11 protein-coding genes and 1 tRNA gene are annotated in these 17,452 nt (G+C 60.0%); 11 read left to right on the top strand and 1 reads right to left on the bottom strand.

All coding sequences use genetic code 11. The features are described 5' to 3' along the window. Positions 1-34: 34 nt before the first annotated feature. The 3 genes from GOB81_RS04970 (at position 35) to GOB81_RS04960 (ending at position 2,194) form a co-directional block, all read left to right on the top strand. Positions 35-111: transfer RNA gene (locus tag GOB81_RS04970), tRNA-Met, on the top strand. A 249-nt stretch (positions 112-360) separates the two neighbouring features. Beyond that, positions 361-522 (top strand): hypothetical protein, encoded by a 162-nt coding sequence (locus GOB81_RS04965; protein WP_173569250.1) that lies wholly within the window; start codon positions 361-363, stop codon positions 520-522. A gap of 421 nt (positions 523-943) precedes the next feature. Continuing rightward, the gene (locus GOB81_RS04960) at positions 944-2,194 is read left to right on the top strand and encodes a cation:proton antiporter (RefSeq protein ID WP_173569249.1); all 1,251 of its coding nucleotides are present in this window, start codon (positions 944-946) and stop codon (positions 2,192-2,194) included. Between the two features lie 1,270 nt (positions 2,195-3,464). Here the strand turns inward: GOB81_RS04960 and GOB81_RS04955 are convergent. Next, complete coding sequence (locus tag GOB81_RS04955) at positions 3,465-4,007, bottom strand: Dabb family protein (RefSeq protein ID WP_173569248.1); 543 nt, start codon at positions 4,005-4,007, stop codon at positions 3,465-3,467. 212 nt (positions 4,008-4,219) lie between these two features. On the opposite strand from GOB81_RS04955, the gene GOB81_RS04950 reads away from it, so the two are divergent. The 8 genes from GOB81_RS04950 (at position 4,220) to GOB81_RS04915 (ending at position 17,444) form a co-directional block, all read left to right on the top strand. Next, positions 4,220-7,771, top strand: coding sequence for a Hint domain-containing protein (locus GOB81_RS04950; RefSeq protein ID WP_173569247.1), 3,552 nt, complete (start codon positions 4,220-4,222; stop codon positions 7,769-7,771). A gap of 14 nt (positions 7,772-7,785) precedes the next feature. After that, positions 7,786-9,441, top strand: coding sequence for a glycosyltransferase (locus GOB81_RS04945; protein WP_173569246.1), 1,656 nt, complete (start codon positions 7,786-7,788; stop codon positions 9,439-9,441). 278 nt (positions 9,442-9,719) lie between these two features. Continuing rightward, positions 9,720-10,319 carry a glutathione S-transferase family protein gene (locus tag GOB81_RS04940; RefSeq protein WP_173569245.1) on the top strand — a complete coding sequence of 200 codons (600 nt, stop codon included), beginning with the start codon at positions 9,720-9,722 and terminating at the stop codon, positions 10,317-10,319. A gap of 155 nt (positions 10,320-10,474) precedes the next feature. Further along, a complete protein-coding gene (locus GOB81_RS04935; RefSeq protein ID WP_173569244.1) occupies positions 10,475-11,599 on the top strand; it encodes an FAD-dependent monooxygenase in 1,125 nt (374 codons plus the stop codon). A 21-nt stretch (positions 11,600-11,620) separates the two neighbouring features. Continuing rightward, a complete protein-coding gene (locus tag GOB81_RS04930) occupies positions 11,621-12,133 on the top strand; it encodes a (2Fe-2S)-binding protein (RefSeq protein WP_173569243.1) in 513 nt (170 codons plus the stop codon). Positions 12,134-12,138: 5 nt separating this feature from the next. Next, positions 12,139-15,705: a molybdopterin cofactor-binding domain-containing protein gene (locus GOB81_RS04925; protein WP_194299810.1), complete on the top strand. Its 3,567-nt coding sequence runs from the start codon at positions 12,139-12,141 to the stop codon at positions 15,703-15,705. 66 nt (positions 15,706-15,771) lie between these two features. Beyond that, the gene (locus GOB81_RS04920; protein WP_173569241.1) at positions 15,772-16,809 is read left to right on the top strand and encodes a 2,5-dihydroxypyridine 5,6-dioxygenase; all 1,038 of its coding nucleotides are present in this window, start codon (positions 15,772-15,774) and stop codon (positions 16,807-16,809) included. Next, the gene (locus tag GOB81_RS04915; protein WP_173569240.1) at positions 16,809-17,444 is read left to right on the top strand and encodes an isochorismatase family protein; all 636 of its coding nucleotides are present in this window, start codon (positions 16,809-16,811) and stop codon (positions 17,442-17,444) included. Before GOB81_RS04920 ends, GOB81_RS04915 begins: the two co-directional genes overlap by 1 nt. The last annotated feature ends 8 nt before the right edge of the window (positions 17,445-17,452 follow it).

Raw genomic sequence — 17,452 nt, 5'->3', positions numbered from 1 at the left:
CAGGTCTTCCAACCCACTACATGACAATCACCACCGCGGGGTGGAGCAGCCCGGTAGCTCGTCAGGCTCATAACCTGAAGGTCATAGGTTCAAATCCTATCCCCGCAACCATAAAATCATCAATGATACCAAGAACTTAGCCCGCTCTCCGAGCGGGCTTTCGGCGTTCTGAAACACGACGCAGGAAACACATAGGAAACAAATGGAATCAAAGCAGGGCGTAAAATCGTCGGATTTCACGTCTCCGTGATGGTTTCCTGACCGTCCCTTCTGGCGTCATCCGGGGTATGATCCACCTCTCATCGAGTCAGGACAGTTCCGCTGGTCTGCTGTCCCTCGTCAGGAGCAGCAGGAGCCCTCATGGCCGCAGACGAACTCACGGGACTGATCCGGTATCTCGGTCAGGACGACTGGCAGGCCTGTTTCGCGGAAGTGCTCGGCGAGCACATTGGTCCGGCGCTGGATGCCGGAGACATCACCGCCAGATGCTTGATGAATCTACGTCACTTTTGGGTAATGTGACGCGCCCCGTCAGGCTTCCTCCACGGCTACCAGACGGGAAAAAGTCTTCTCTTGGCTCAAAAGGATCGAAAATATTACCGCCATGCGGGAAACGGCTAGGGAGCGTTGGCAGCATATGACTTCACCTGGATGTGGAACGAACTCGGTATCGCCTACTTCAGGAAGTAGTCTCCGCTATCGCTTTGGTTGTGTTGAAAAAGGCCCCTTTGAGTATGTAGTAGTCAATTTAGCCCGATCTCTGAACATTATCCCACTGTAATCGCCTGATATTATTCCTGTTTGTGAAGAAAGTTTCTTGAACTCCCTTTCTTATTACTCTCGTCTTCATTTCGGCTCTGAGCGTGAGAATCTGGCTTGCCGAAAAGTAGACGTCACCAGTTTCTCTTGACGAAGGCTGCCAGAACCGTCAGCCGTTTCGGTCATGGACACTATCAGCCTGATCGCCCTGCTTCTGACACTTTCTGCCAGCTTCAGCATCGTGAACCACCATACGTTGCGTCTGCCCATGACGATCGGCGTTCTGGTGTTCTCGCTCCTGACCTCTTTGCTCATTATGCTACTCAATCCTTTGGTTCCTGCTTATGACCTTCAGGAGCTCCCCAGAACATTTCTGGGAGCCATCAATCTTCCCGAAACGCTGCTGAATGGAGCACTCTCCCTGCTCCTGTTCGCCGGTGCCATGCAGGTCGACCTTGTCCATCTGCGTTCACGACTAGTCTCAGTGACGGCCCTGTCTGTCCTTGGAACCGTGTTTGCCGTTCTCTTGCTGGCTGCTGCGGTGTGGTCCGTCTTTCCATTTATGGGCCACCCAATACCCTTCATCTGGTGCATTGTGCTCGGCTCTATCCTAGCGCCTACGGATCCGGTCTCTGTGGTGGGCATGCTGCGGCGGCTTGGTCTTCCCGGCCCTTTGCAAGCTGTTTTTGCAGGCGAAAGCCTGTTCAATGATGGCGTGGGTGTCGTGATTTTCGGTGTGACCATTGGGCTGGCCACAGGTGACCATCAGACGGTAACGATGACCGATATCGGCCTCAGTTTTTGCCGTGAAGCCATTGGTGGAGGTGTTCTGGGTGCTGCGACGGGATGGATGGCTCTTCGTGTCCTGCGAGGCCAGCGCGATCCGCATATTGACCTGCTGACGTCTCTGGCGCTGGCTACCGGGACGTTCAGTATTGCCAATGCACTGGGAATGTCCGGGGCCATTGCCGTTGTGGTGGCCGGTATGAGCTTTGGCACGAACTATGCGCATTCCGTCTTTGACGAGGTATCCCGGAAGGAGCTGGATATCGCGTGGACACTCATCGACGAAGTTCTGAACGTTCTGCTCTTTCTTCTTATAGGTTTTGAAATCCTCGAGATTACACCACATCTGTTTTCACTCATCGCCACTCTGGTGGTGATCCCGCTGTCGATCGGTGTGCGAGGTTTGAGTGTCCTGCTCTCGACCCTTCCTGCTCATATCCGGCAGTGGGAGCGGGGGCGTGTACTGGGTGTTCTCACGTGGGGTGGCTTGCGGGGTGGTATTTCAGTTTCACTCGCACTCGGCCTCCCACCCGGAGAGTTGCGAGAGCTGCTTCTTCCGATTTGCTATGGCGTAGTGGTCTTCACAATTATCGTTCAGGGTCTGACTATGGAGCGGGTTGTTCGCTGGCTTTATCCGTCGGGCACCTGATCACTCGGTACCAACGATTGCCGTTTCTGCTCCCGGTAAATGTCAGACTCTGGCGATGGCTGAGCAGGAGCCCATGAGGAGGCTCCTGCTTCACTGTGGCTTAGAGGCTGTTTTAAAAGCTCTCTGTTGCCGCTCCGATGCTCACGGTCCGCATGGCTGTTTCGCTTCAGTGCTCAAAAATCTACACCGAGCGCACGCACCTTCCGGGGCGGTCGCGCTCAGCAGAGAGTTTTTGAAACAGCTTCTAAGTGCCAAAGTGGGCATTTATCGAAACACCGCCAAAGAAGCAGTTGCACTCCAGGGCAATTAGAACCATCCACCCGCCCACTTTGCTCTGGGGAAGAACGTTTTTCAGGTTCACAGACTCGTCCTGCCGCGAAAGTGTGTTGTCCGTAAAACGCTTCGATCCGCAAAGGGATTGATCTTTTGCCCAATTGGCATCACGCCTTATAGGCAAGGAGACCGGTGGCGCATTCGATTGTGGGCGCGTGCGAGCTGCACTGGGTCATGACATGAATTTATTTATACATCCTGTTTAAATAACGACCATTTGAAACATGGCCATTCAGTTGGCCAAAGTCTTTGTCACCCATAGGCTCGATGCTGCGCGGGGGCTTGCAGGTAGGTCGCGTCGATTATGATCCTCCCGGGTTCAACCTTTCCAGCTGCCGCCCCCTTCCATCATGCGGGTGAAGGATCTTTTGCCCACCAACGCTTCCAGCGATTGTACAGCATCTTGTTAGGACAGTAATCTTTTGGCTCGTCCTGCCAGCATAATCCATCGCGATTGACAAAGATGCTCATGTTTAACACGGGATTTTCCATGGCTGCCTTGGAAAGTAGGGCCAAGACCGACCCATCTTCCCCCTACCTCAATGAAACTGAAGTAAAACTTCAACATTCAATTAATGGATCATCAACCTAAAGCGTGTTGTCAGTGAGCCGGTTCTGTTGCCGTGGCTGACAACATGTGATGCCTGTTGCTATACCGATGTGAATCGTTCGCAATTCTTTGTGGTGGGCCGTAGGTCATCCAAACGAAAGGGTCAGAATCTCATTCAAATGACCTTGTGCTTTTTCGGCTCATTCTCAAGACCGGTTTCTTATCCGACCGCGCAGACGCACACCTCTGCCCGGTCGTGTGTTGGGCTGCCACAGCACCTCCCGGACACGTTCAATAAACGCAACTGCACGTCCCAAGCTGAAAACGTTCCCCATCAGCATGGTCGGGTGAGGAAACCGCCTTCCAAAATGCAGCGCAAGCCACCCGTCAGGGCTTGCTCTCAGAGATGACCGGAAAGTCAAAGACAACGACTTTTTCAAGATAAGGCCCAGCGAAAGCCTTGAAGGCATCGTGGGCGTGATCGAAAAAGCGACTGTCAGAGACAATGGGATGTCCGACATAGAAATTTCGATCTCCCTCCGAGGCAAATGTAACGAGGTATCCTGCTTCCAGCCCAAGATCAGAATTTTCGCCGCTGTTCTGTGGTCCCGCTTCGATTGAAACAACGACGGATTTGCCATCGGAACGGTGTGACAGCTTAGCAAGGGCGAGAAAGCGTTTCGTCACTTCGTCGCGCTCAGCCTGCGTCACGTTGGGACGAAAACGGAACATGACCATGTGACGGATGGTTCCGGGCTGGAAATCGGGCGCGGTAAAGCGCGCCACACCCACTTCATGCAAGACTTGCTCTGCGTGTCGGGCCGCATCATCGCGTTGTGCTGCTGCGTGCCCCGACGGCACAGCCAGAAGGTTCAGAGCAGCGGCAAGAAACACTGTTGAGAGAAGGCGAGGAGAAATCTTTGTCGTCATGATGGTCCCATGTGAAGGCGACCGGTTGCGGCCTGTAAAGTGAGGAGGCGACAGGATCGGGCAGAAAAGAGAGAACTTCCAGCCCCTTGTCCGCGGAAAAACGCCATCAAGCATTTTGTCTTCAGCAACAGAGGTTTCAAATTAATTTAACACCATCGAAATGAGTGCGCTGTTAACCAACGGATAACTTATCTTCGATCGAAAGAATCAGAATGACCTCTTCGCTGACATCCTTCACCGAAGGTGATCTTGTTATCAGCATTGTCGGGGATGGTGACGATAGCGGGACGTATACCGACAATCAGGCGTCTCCCATCGTGCTGGAAGAGATCACGACCACCGGAGAAGTCGTTGGCACCATGGTGTTGCCGCAGACGACCACGGTGGTCGATGGTGTGACGGAATATGCGATCTCGGGCGAGTATGGCTCATCGTCCGAAGGGCAACTGGAACTTTCGGAAGACGGAGAGTCGCTCGTCATCGGCGGCTATGGCATCAACGCCGCCACGTACAATGCCGGGGGCGCCGCAGTGTACGGCGATGCTCGGCTGGCGCAGTCCACCAGCCTGACAGGCACCAGCTATACGGCTGTTCCGCGTGTCATTGCCGACATCAGCTATGACGGCACGGTCGATACCAGCACCGCGCTCTACGACGTTTTCAATACCAACAATATCCGGAGCGTGGCGACCGTCGACGGGACATCCTTCTATGTCACCGGTCAGGGCGTGAAGGGCGACACCACACAGGGGGTCTTCTACGCGGCAGATGGCGCCAGCGTGGCGACGGCCATCGACACGTCCACCGATACCCGCGTCACAGAAATCGTCAATGGTATCCTTTATGTTTCACGCGACAGCACGCAGGGAAGCGGCGGAACATCCAGTATCGCCAGCTACGGCACGACACTGCCCGTGTCCGCGACCCAGGCCGAAGTGCTGCCCGATATCGCGGGTTCCGTCACGCTGAGTGCGGCGGAGGAAAACACCCTCAACGGCATCTCGGTCGGCACGACGATTCATCTCAGCCCGGAAGCCTATTTCTTCGCCAGCACGACCGTTCTCTACGTCGCTGACAGCGGCAATCCCAAGGAAGGTGGTCTTGGGGACGGCGGTCTGCAGAAATGGAGTTATGACGGCAGCGGATGGGTGCTGGATTATACGCTTTCACTGGGTCTCGATCTGGTGGCGAATACGGCGAGTTCCGGCACCACGGGGCTGATCGGCCTGACTGGCGAAGTGGTGGGCGACGAAGTCGAACTGTACACAACGAATGCCACCATAGGCGATCTCGACCAGACCTATCTGTTTTCCATCACCGATCAGCTCGACGCCACCACGGCAGCGACTGGCGAGAGTTTCACCACCGTCATGACGGCCGCCGCCGATACGAACATTCGTGGCGTCTCTTTTGCTCCAACCGATACCACCACAGCCAGCGCGATCACGGTCGGAAGCGGTGGTTCCAGCACCTCCACGACGATTTCGGATGGCGGTTCCATTGTGGTGGAATCTGGCGGCACGGCGATCGGAGCCGTGATCGGATCGGGTGGCTCGGCCACCATTTCGGCAGGCGGTAGCGCTGCGGGTGGTGTTCTTGCTCATGCCGCCACGGAACTCGTGCTCGGTTCCGTGGCGGGCACCCAGATCGACGGCACGCAGATCCTCAGTGCGTCGGGCGCCAGCGTATCGGACGAAACGGTCTATAACGGCGGCAGCGTTGAGTTGGCCACCAAGGGCACTCTGGCCAGCGGCATCACGCTGAATAATGGCGGCACGCTGTCCATCGACGGCAATGCCAGCGCAACCAGCACCACGATCCTGAGTGGCGGCACTATCGCGCTTGAATCCCCCAAAGCCACGCTGGCCGGAGCGGTCCTCTTCTCGGGTCAGGGAACCTTGCTGGTGGAAAGCCTGGCGAGCGCCGGTTATGGCGCACTGGCGACCATCTCCGGTTTTGGCGCGGGCGATGTCATCGACGCGACGGTGATCGGTTCCGGCGCAACGCTGAACACGACGGTCAGCGGCGGCAACACGGTCGCAACCCTGAGCAGTGGTGCCGTCAGCCAGCAGTTCGTTTTTGCAGGCAGTGCGCTGGCATCCTCGCTGGCAGTGTCCACGGACGGTTCAGGCGGGGTGGAAATCACTGTCGCCTCCAGCGCGTCCGGCAGTGCGACAAGTTCGGGTGGCAGCACTGCTTCAGTGGTTTCAAGTGGCGTGACGCTCTCGGGGGCTGTTGTGTCGGGCGGCGACACCCTGACGGTCAGCCCCGGCGGAACGCTGGTGGGGGCGACCCTTCTTTCCGGCGGCACAGCGAATGTTTCCGGCACCGACAGCGGCAGCGTGATCTCCGCAGGGGGTGTGGAAAACGTCACCGGCGAGGCGACCAGCGACAGGATTTACGGCACGCAGACGCTGGCCGTGTCCGGGGCGTCGATCAGCAACGAGACGGTTTATGCCGGTGGTGAAATCGACATCCAGATCAAGGGTGTCACGGCCACCGGAATGACGCTGGATGGCGGAAAACTGACGATCGACGGCAATTCGGTCGTCAGCAATACGGTGCTGGTATCGGGCGGCGAACTCGATCTGCTCTCGCCGAAAGCCTCCGTCACCGGCACGCTCGTGTTCGCAGGCGCGGGAACGCTGGTGCAAAGCGTTGCTCCTTCGTCCTCGGCCTATGGCATTCAGGCCGTTATTTCCGGATTTGGCGCGAACGATACGATCGAACTCGATGGGCTGACCTCCGGTGCAACCCTCAGCAGCGTGAGTTCGGGCGGCAATACGGTGGTGACGGTGGCCGATGGCACCACCAGCGAAACCCTGACTTTCGCAGGCGACTATACTGCCGATTTCTTCATGCTCGCTGCGGACAGCACCGGCGCGCTCTCGATCACCTCCGATGGCACGCCCTGCTACTGCCCCGGCACGGCGATCCTGACCGAAACGGGCGAGCGGTCCGTGGAAAGCCTGCGGATCGGCGAGCGGCTCGTGACCCGCGACGGTGCGCTGCGTCCCATCCGCTGGATCGGTCGCCGGTCGTATGACGGTCGTTTCGCTGCTGGCCGGACCGATATCATGCCGGTGCGCATTGCCGCCGGAGCGCTGGGGCATGGCCTCCCGTGTCGTGATCTGGTGATCTCCCCTCTGCACGCCATGTTCCTCGACGGCGTGCTGGTCCCGGCGCAGGCGCTGGTCAATGGGCGCACCATCACGCAGGCGGAACAGGTCAGCGTCATCGAGTATATTCACATCGAACTCGAGACACATGACATCATCTTCGCGGAAGGCGCACCGTCGGAAACCTTTATCGACGATGGCAGTCGTGGAATGTTCCACAACGCCCGCGAATTTGCGGAACTGTATCCGGACGCCACACCACAGGTCCCACGCTACTGCGCCCCGCGTGTCGAAGACGGAGAGGCGCTGGAGGTCATTCGCCGCTCCCTGACATCTTCCATACAGGAGGAGCCGCTTGCCTCCATTGAACTCTATATCGATGTCGCCACCCGCGGGCGCGTGGCGGGCTGGGCACGGGATCCGCTGCGTCCTGCTCACAGGCTGCGCCTGCGTCTGATGGTCGGTGCGCTGGTGCTGTGTGAAGTGACAGCCAGCCGTTATCGGGCGGATCTGGAAGCGGCAGGGAAAGGGGACGGGCAGCATGCCTTCGAAGTCGATGTCGTCGGAGGATTGACGGAAGAGCAGCTTGCCCTGCTGCGTGTCGAGCCGGTGACATACAGGGAGAGGCTCCGCGAAGTCGCCTGAGAAGAGTCTCCGCCATGACCCCACCCTATGCTGTGACGGCGCGCCCGGCGGAACTTCCGGGCTATCTGGATATCACCACCCGCACTCGCATCGCCGGCTGGGCGCAGGCGGCTGGCGGTGCGGGTGAGGCTGTGGCCCTGCAAGTGCTGGATAATGGTGTGCCCATCGCCCGGGTGATTGCCAATCAGCATCGTCACGATCTTGCACAGGCCGGATTCGGCGATGGTCGTCATGGTTTCGACCTGCTGATCCCCGCTGCGCTGTCCCTGCACGAACGGCATGTGATTCAGGTGCGTCGTGAAAGCGATGGCTCCGAACTGATCGGCTCCCCGGTGGTCATCGAGGCGAGCGGTGCGTTCGATGAGGATCTGCGGCAGGTTGTGCGGCAGGCGGCGCGGGGCACCCTCACCAATGAGGGGCGAGAGGACATTCTGGCGTTTCTGGCAGACGTGGCCAGTGAGGTGCTGGACGATCACGCGCGCGCCGACGGCAGGCAGGACCAGCGCGAGCGTTATCATCGCCTGACCCGTCGCCACGGTCCTTCGCAAACGGAAGAGCCGTGTGCGTCCCGTGCCCTGATCATCGACGAGAGGCTGCCTGTCATGGGGCGCGATGCCGGTTCGCAGGCGCTGCTTTCCCACGCGCGGGCTCTGCGTGCACTCGGCTATGATGTCAGTCTTGTGGCGGCGGACGATCTGACGCCCCCTGCCGCCGTCTGCGATGTGCTTGAGCGGGAAGGCTTCACGGTGTGGCGCTCCCCGTATTACGCATCGGTCGAGGACATCCTGCGTCGTCAGGGCCATGCGTTCGATGTCGTCTATCTGCACCGCATCGGTGTCGCCTCCCGCTATCTGGCGCTGGCCCGCCATCTTCAGCCATCCGCCACAGTGCTTTACAGCGTCGCCGACCTGCATAATCGCCGTCTGGAAGGGCAGGCCACGATTGAAGTGCGGCCGGAAGTGCAGGCGCTCAGCCGGGCGATACGGTTGCAGGAATGCACGGCGGCATGGCAGGCGGATGCGGTCCTGACCCACTCCCCGGAAGAAGCGGTGTGGCTGCAACGCACCGTGCCGGACGCGCGGGTGGCCTGTGTGCCCTGGGCTGTTCCGATCCGTCCGGACGTTGCCGATTTCCCGACCCGTCGCGACATTGCCTTCATTGGCAATTACCACCATGCGCCAAACCTCGACGCGGTGCGGTGGTTTGTGGAAACCGTCCTGCCTCTTCTGCACGCAGCCGAACCTTCGCTCCGCCTGTGGCTGGTCGGACCCCATCTTCCTCCCCATCTGCACTGGCCGGAGAGTGTTCGCGTGATGGGTCATGTGAACGATCTGGACGCGGACGTTCTGGCCCATGTGCGGCTGACGGTCGCGCCGTTGCGCTTCGGGGCCGGGATCAAGGGCAAGGTGCTGGAAAGCTTCGCCGCCGGTGTCCCGTGCGTCATGACGCCCGTCGCTGCTGCCGGTCTGGATCTGCCGCCGGATCTCGCCTCTCTTGTCGCGGAAGGTGCGGAGGCCTTCGCAGCGTGCATTGCCGCTCTGTATGCCGATCCGGCACGTTGTCAGGTCTGTGGGAGGCTGGGACAAATTTATGTCAGCACGGCGTTCAGTGAGGAAAAGGTTCTCGACACACTGGGGCGGGCGATTGCGATGGCCCGACTGCCTCGTTGAGCAGGGCACAACTCTGTCTGGAAAAGGCAGTGAAGGGTGAAAATCAGCGATCGGCAGCCAAGGCTGGTTGAGGACGGGGGTGTGTGGCCACTCGCCCGCTAGAGCCGATCCCGTTCAAATGGAATCATTTGAGCAACTTAAGATGCTCCGGATCGGCCATTGATATCGCAACAACCGTCACGAACCGGGCAGGCGGAGTTCTCTGATCCCCGGACTTTCACCGGTCTTCTAACTGACGTTATATAAAGGCCAGCGATGAAATCGAAAGGCCACCGTCCATGACGCATCCGGTGCTGTATAATTGTCCGCCTTCGGGCAATTGCTACAAGGTCAGGTTGTTCGCGGCGCTGGCTGGCATCCCTCTCCAGATCCGTAATGTGGATCTGATCGCAGGTGAACAAAAGCAGCCCTGGTTCAGGGAACTCAATCCCTGGCAGCATGTGCCGGTGCTTCAGGATGGTGACACGGTCATCTGGGATTCTCAGGCCATTCTGGTCTATCTCGCTGAAAAATATCAGAAGACCGACTGGTGGCCGTCCGCGCCCGGTGCCCGTGCCCGCGTGGTGGAATGGTTGTCCGTCAGCGTGAACGAAATCCAGCATGGCCCGGCGGACGCCCGTCTGGTGAAGCTTTTCGGTTATCCCCTCCGCTACGAAGATGCCGTTGCGGCGAGCGCCCGTGTGCTGCCCACGATCAATGAGCAGCTCTCGGCGCGGAACTGGCTGGCCGGAGACAGGCCGACCCTCGCCGATTGCGCCGCCTATCCCTATCTGTTTCTGGCCCCGCAGGGTGGGGTCAGTCTTGCGCCCTATACCGCGCTGGAAGCGTGGATGGAGCGTATGGAGGCGTTGCCGGGCTACATCTCCGTCGAAAAATGACGGGGCCGACGATGCCCCGGCTTCAGAACGTAACCGAATCGAAATTATTCTCTTGACGTTTCGTTTCCAAATCGGTGAACATCCACATATAGCGTATACGCGATTAATTCTCGCTGTTTGAGCGCTGATGATGTGACGGATGAGGAGAGCGGAGCATGGCGAACGGAGTGCGTATAGGAATTGCCGGAGCAGGGCTGGGAGGGGTTGCTGCGGCAGGACTTCTTGAGCGAGCTGGCTTCGACGTTGTTCTGTTCGATCAGGCGCCCGCCTTCTCCCGCCTTGGGGCCGGTATTCAGTTCGGACCGAATGTTCTCAAGATCCTTGCGCATCTGGATGGCCTGGACAAAAAGCTGGAAGCGATCTCCTGTCTGCCGGACTACTGGGTCAGCCGGAAATGGGACGATGGCAGTGTCATGGCGAAGATCCCGCTGAACGCCGAGCGGGAACGGTATGGCGCTCCTTACATCACCATCCATCGTGGCGATCTGCATCAGGCGATGCTCGACTGCATCAGCCCGGAGCGTGTGCGCTGGGGTCATAAGCTGGTCGATTTCGTCGATAACGGCCGTGACGTCACGCTGTCCTTCGAGAATGGCAAGACGGAGACCGTTGATATCCTCGTCGGTGCCGATGGCATTAACTCGTGTGTACGCGAGAAAATCTTCGGCGTCAGTGAAGCCGTCTACACGGGCTGGATTGCGCACCGCGCCATCATCCCCGGTGCTGCGGCAAAGAGTCTGGGCGCTGACGTCAATGCCAAGTGGTGGTCGGATGATCGTCATATCGTCTGCTATTATCTCGACCGGAACGAAGACGAGTTCTATCTCGTGACGGGAGAGCCGGCGGAATGGACCAGTCGCGCCGGACAGCTGCCGAGCAGTCAGGACGCGCTGCGTGAAGCGTTCAAGGGCTTCCATCCGCTGGTGCAGGGCTACATCGATGCCACCGATGTCGTGACCAAATGGCCGCTCAAGACGCGCGCGCCTCTGCCGGTCTGGTATCAGGGTCGCACCGTTCTGATGGGCGACTCATGCCATCCGATGAAGCCGCATATGGCGCAGGGCGCGGCCATGGCGGTTGAAGATGCGGCTGTTCTGGCGCGTTGTCTGAAAGAGCTGGGCACGAAGGATCTGGACCACACATTCCGTGCCTATGACGAGGCCCGAAAAGAACGTGCCACCAAGGTGCAGAGCATTTCCAATGCCAACACCTGGCTGCGCCAGCCCGAGGACCCTTATTGGTGCTACGGTGACAACGTCTACGATCTGGCTATCGGCTGATGTGAGGAAGGGAAGGGCGCCATGACGACAAGCGTCTTTCTGACTGTCAACGGCAGGCGCCACGAAGTAACGGCTGCCGTTGAGACACCCTTGCTGACCGTGCTGCGGAACGATCTGGGCCTCAATGGCCCGAAGTTCGGCTGCGGTCTCGGGGCCTGTGGCGCCTGCACGGTGCTGCTGGACGGCAAGGCGGCGCGGAGTTGCGTCGTGCGGCTGGATGCGGCTGCCGCATGCGGAAATATCATGACGCTGGAAGGGCTTTCTCCGGACGGAAGCGATCCTGTCCAGAAAGCATTCGTGGCGGCACAGGCCGCCCAGTGCGGCTATTGCCTCAATGGCATGGTCATGACCTTGCGGGCCTTTCTTGATGTCGTGCCGCATCCCGATGAGCGGGCTCTGAAAGAAGCGCTTCGCTACAATCTGTGCCGCTGTGGCACGCATGTGGAAATCATGCGCGCGGCGCGTATTGCCGCTGGTCTGGAAAGTGTGGATCAGGAAACTGCTGTTCACGCAAAGGAGAATGACGGAACGTGACCGGTATGCTCCAGATCTTCCGGAAATCACAGCCGCCGACAGGTCTTGCCGCTCGCGGCGGTCATTTCGTTTCCCGTGAGGACGTGCTGGTCCAGATCGACGCGGACGGACAGGTTCTCGGCTTCTGCGGACATGTCGATCTCGGAACCGGCATCGCCACATCGCTGGCGCAGATCGTGGCGGATGAACTCGATGCAGATCCGGCCCGGGTGAGGATGGTTCTCGGCCATACCGACAAGACCCCCGATCAGGGCGCGACCATCGCCAGCGAGACCATCCAGATCACGGCCAAACCGTTGCGGAAAGCCGCGGCGCAGGCGCGGCGCGTGCTGCTTGACCGTGCGGCCACACTCACCAATCATCCAGCCCCCGACCTGTCTTTCCGGAATGGAAAGCTGGAAGGAATACAGGGCCAGGAACGGTCCATGGACATGGGAGACCTTGTTCGAGACGTCACGCTGCGGGTGGAGCTGGATGAAGGCACGCCCGTGAAGGCGCCGTCCGAATACCGTCTTGTCGGGCGCGAAATGCCGCGCGTGGACATTCCCGACAAGGTGACGGGGCGCATGGTCTATGTCCATGACGTGCGCGTGCCCGGGATGCTGTATGGCTGCGTGATCCGGCCCCCCTATGGTGGTTACGATCACGGTCCGTTCGTGGGTCGGTCCCTGCTGGATGTGGACCGGGAGTCCGTCTCCCACATTCCGGGTCTGGTCGATGTGGTCGTGATCGACGACTTCGTGGGGGTCGTGGCCGAGCGTGAAGAACAGGCGGTGGAAGCGGCTCGTGCACTGAAGGTGACATGGGCGCCCATCGCCCTGCCGGACCTGTCCGATCCGATCGAGGCCGTCCGCAACAATCCATACGAACCACGCGTCGTTCTCGATCAGGGTGATGCCGAAGGTCATCTGGAAACCCTCGCACACCGTCTGGACCGGGAATATCACTGGCCCTACCAGATGCACGGTTCCATCGGGCCGTCCTGTTCGGTGGCGGAGTGGCATGATGCGGGGCTGACCGTCTGGTCCGGCACCCAGAACCCCCACATGTTGCAGGCGGACATCGCCATGCTGATGGGGATGCCGAAAGAGCGGGTGACCATCATTCGGCATGAGGCCGCAGGCTGCTATGGACGCAACTGCGCCGATGATGTGGGAGGAGATGCGGCCCTGCTTTCCCGCGCGGTCGGGCGTCCGGTGCGTGTGCAGCTTTCCCGTGCGCAGGAACATGTCTGGGAGCCGAAAGGTGCTGTCCAGCTCGTCAGGATCAGGGGAGGACTGGATGAATCCGGCAATCCCCTCACCTGTGATCTGGATACGAGCTATCCCTCGAACGTCTCCCCGCTTCTGGCGCTGGTCCTCACCGGCGTCGTCCCCGCGGACATTCCTCCCGTTGCGCAGATGGGCGACCGGACTGCCATCCCACCATACGAGTATGCCAACACCCGCGTGACGGTGAAGGACATGCCGCCGATGGCGCGGGCTTCATGGTTTCGCGGCGTCTCAGCGCTGCCGAACAGCTTCGCGCATGACAGCTATATTGACGAACTGGCGGCCGAGGCGGGTGTGGACCCGCTGGAATATCGCCTGCGTCATCTTCCTGACCAGCGTGCTGCCGAACTGCTGAAAGCCACGGCGGCGCGGGCAGGCTGGGAGCCACGCACGGAACCGCCGCAGCCCGATCCTGCGGAGCGGATTCTGCACGGACGCGGACTGGCCTACGCCCTGTATGTGCATGGCCCTTTTCCCGGAAAACCCGCGGCGTGGTCGGCATGGGTTGCGGATGTCGAGGTCGATCGCCTGACCGGCGAGGTCAGTGTGACCCGTGCCGTGGTTGGGCAGGATGCCGGTCTGATGATCAACCCCGCCGGGGTGCGGCATCAGTTGCACGGCAATGTCATACAATCCACCAGCCGTGTCCTGACGGAACAGGTCACGTTCGACGACAAGGGCGTGGAGAGCAAGGAATGGGGTGGTTATCCCATCATCCAGTTCCCCGATATTCCGGAAATCGAGCCGGTGCTGATGGAGCGTCAGGATCAGCCGCCACTGGGAGCGGGTGAGTCCACATCGGTGCCGAGCGCCGCTGCGATTGCAAATGCAATGTATGCAGCGACAGGCGTCCGTTTTCGTGATGTTCCCTTCACGCCGGAGAAGGTCAAGGCCCGGCTTGATGAGGCGCTGGGGGTGCTGGAACCCCAGCCTGTGGCGGCTCTGCCAGCCTTGTTGGTGTCAGGTGAACCGGCACAGCCCGCGATGGCGCGACAGGGATGGAAAGGACGGCTGCGCACGGCTGGTTTTGGCGCTGCTTTTGCGCTGGCCGGAGGGGCGCTTGTCAGCCTGATGCCATGGCGCGCGCCGATCGCCCCGGTAGCACCTCCCGTAGCGGGTATGTTCTCGCCGGAGATCATCGCCCGGGGCAAGCTGGTGGCCGCCGCCGGAGACTGCGCCGTCTGCCATACTGCCCCCGGTGGACAAAAGAATGTCGGAGGTCTCGCGCTGGAGACACCCTTCGGCACCATCTATTCCACCAACCTGACCCCCGACCCCGCAACGGGGATCGGTCGCTGGTCCTATCCTGCCTTCGAGCGGGCCATGCGCGAAGGCATCGGTCGCGACGGGCGTCATCTGTATCCCGCCTTCCCCTACACAGCTTTTGCCAAAACCAGTGATGCGGACATGCAGGCGCTCTACGCCTATCTCATGTCGCAGGAGCCGGTCAGCAAACAGCCGCCAAAGACGGCGCTGAAATTCCCTTACAATCTCCGCTTCTCGATGGCGGGGTGGAATGCCCTCTTCCACAGCACGGCTCCGTTTGCGGAAGACCCGAACCGTTCGGCCCAGTGGAACCGGGGGGCATATCTTGCTGAGGGACTGGGTCATTGTTCGGCGTGCCACACGCCGCGGAACGCTCTCGGAGCCGAACGCTGGAAAAGCGACTATCTGGCGGGTGGTGAAGCGGAAGGGTGGATCGCGCCCGCCCTCTCCGCGCTGTCGCGGTCGCCTCTCCCGTGGAGCGAAGCCGATCTCTATGCCTATCTGCGAACGGGGTTCAGCCCGAACCACGGCCCTGCTGGCGGCCCGATGGCTCCAGTCGTGCACGCGATGGCGGATCTGCCGGATGACGATGTGCAGGCCATTGCCCACTACATCGCCTCTTTCGATACACGGCAGGCACCCGATGGTGCTTCAGCCCGACGGGAAGATGTGCTGACCCGCACGGCTTCCCTTCAGGCGCTGGAAAAGGGTGAAGGCGCGCGTATCTACAGTTCCGCCTGCGCCGCGTGCCATGAAGGGGAAGGCGCGCATCTTTACGGTGCCCGTCCGCAACTGGCCCTGAACAGCAATGTCTGGGCCGAGACACCCGACAATCTCATTCGCGTCCTGCTCGATGGCGCGCCGTCACCCGCGCATCAGGCCGCCAATACAATGCCGGCTTACCGTCATCTGTTTTCTGACCGTCAGATTGCCGAAGTGGTAGGCTTCCTGCGTCGCACCATGGCTCCTGAAAAAGGGGCGTGGACTGATCTTGTTGCGCGCGTGGCCCGTCTCCGCGCAGAAGGAGGGCACTGACATGCAGCGCCCGTCTTCCATTCGCGAGTGGTCTTGCCGAAAAACCTTTCCTGAAGGAGTGCTTCAATGCCTGTAAGTGATTTTGAACTCGTTCAGTCCTGGCGTCAGGTTCTGGGTCTCTGCAAACTGCAGGGCGGTCAGAGCGTGACTATCCTCACCTCGCAGGGAACCAACGAGCAGACCCTGCGCTGCGCCATTCTCGCGGTGCAGGAAAAGGGCGCATTCGCCAATCGGCTCGATCTGCAACCAAGCAATGGCGGCACATCGCTTTCACGCGATCCGCTGGCCTATGTCGGCACGACCCCGTTGACCGGTAACCGGGCGGCAGTGGAGATGCTCAAGGCGAGCGATCTGGTGCTTGATCTGATGACTCTGCTTTTCTCTGCTGAACAGCATGAGATTCTCGAAGCGGGTGGTCGCATCCTGCTGGCGGTGGAGCCGCCGGATGTGCTGGTGCGCATGACGCCGACGGCCGAGGATCGTGAGCGTGTTCTGGCGGCATCGGCCAAACTCAGAGCCGCCCGCACTATGAAAGTGCTGTCGGAAGCTGGCACGGACGCGACCTTTGCTCTTGGCGAGTATCCCATTCTTGAAGAATATGGGTTCGTGGAAAAGCCGGGACGCTGGGATCACTGGCCGAGCGGCTTCCTCGCAACATGGGCAAACGAGGGAACGGCTGAAGGCAAGATCGTCCTTGCGCCGGGCGATATTCTGCTGCCCCAGAAAAGCTACGTCACAGCACCCATCACCTGCCATCTGGAAAAGGGATATGTGCGGGCCATTGAAGGTGGTTTCGAAGCCGAGCACCTGCTCGACTACATGACAAGCTTCAACGACCCCGAGGTGTTCGCGGTGTCGCATATCGGCTGGGGTCTTCAGGACCGCGCCCACTGGTCCGTCATGGGCTTCTATGATCGCGAAGCCAGCATCGGCATGGACCCGCGCGCCTGTGCCGGTAACTTCCTGTGGTCCACGGGGCCGAATAACGAAGCCGGTGGCGATCGCGAAACGGCCTGTCACATCGATATCCCCATGCGCAATTGCACGGTGATGATCGACGATGAGACCGTGGTAAAGAACGGAAAACTGGTGGGAGAAGCCTGATGACGTTGGAAGGCATGCGTGACGAAGCGCGATACAGGAAGCAGGGATTCGGCAACGAGATCGGGATCACGGGCGGCATCGGTCTCCTCATCGTCGATTTCGTCAATGGTTTTGCCGATCCCGAGGCTTTCGGTGGCGGCAACATTCCGGAGGCCATCGAGCGCACGCGCGCGCTCCTCGCGGTTGCCCGCGAACACGGATGGAAAGTTGCCCACACACGTATCGTCTTTGCGGATGACGGGGCGGATGGCAATATCTTCTCCCTGAAGGTGCCCTCCATGCTGGGGCTGACGGAAGACAACCCCGCCTCGGCTATCGTGCCGGAACTTGCGCCGGAAGCCGGCGAATATGTAGTGCGCAAGACGGTGCCATCGGCATTTTCCGGCACTCCGCTCGCCGCATGGTTCGTGACACATGGTGTTCAGACCGTTATTGTTGCCGGGTGCGTTACGTCCGGCTGTGTCCGTGCCAGCGTTCTCGACGCCATGCAGGCCGGTTTTCGCCCCGTTGTGATCTCGGATTGCGTCGGGGACCGTGCGATCGGTCCGCATGAGGCCAATCTGTTCGACATGGCCCAGAAATGTGGTGACGTCATGGATCTCGACACCCTGCTTTCCCGCATCCCCAATCAGTAAGAAGAACC

This window comes from Acetobacter conturbans (assembly GCF_011516755.1).
GTDB classification, from domain to species: Bacteria; Pseudomonadota; Alphaproteobacteria; order Acetobacterales; family Acetobacteraceae; genus Acetobacter; species Acetobacter conturbans.
Note: the sequence above shows the minus strand (reverse complement) of the source record. Positions and strands in the feature narration are given on the sequence as shown.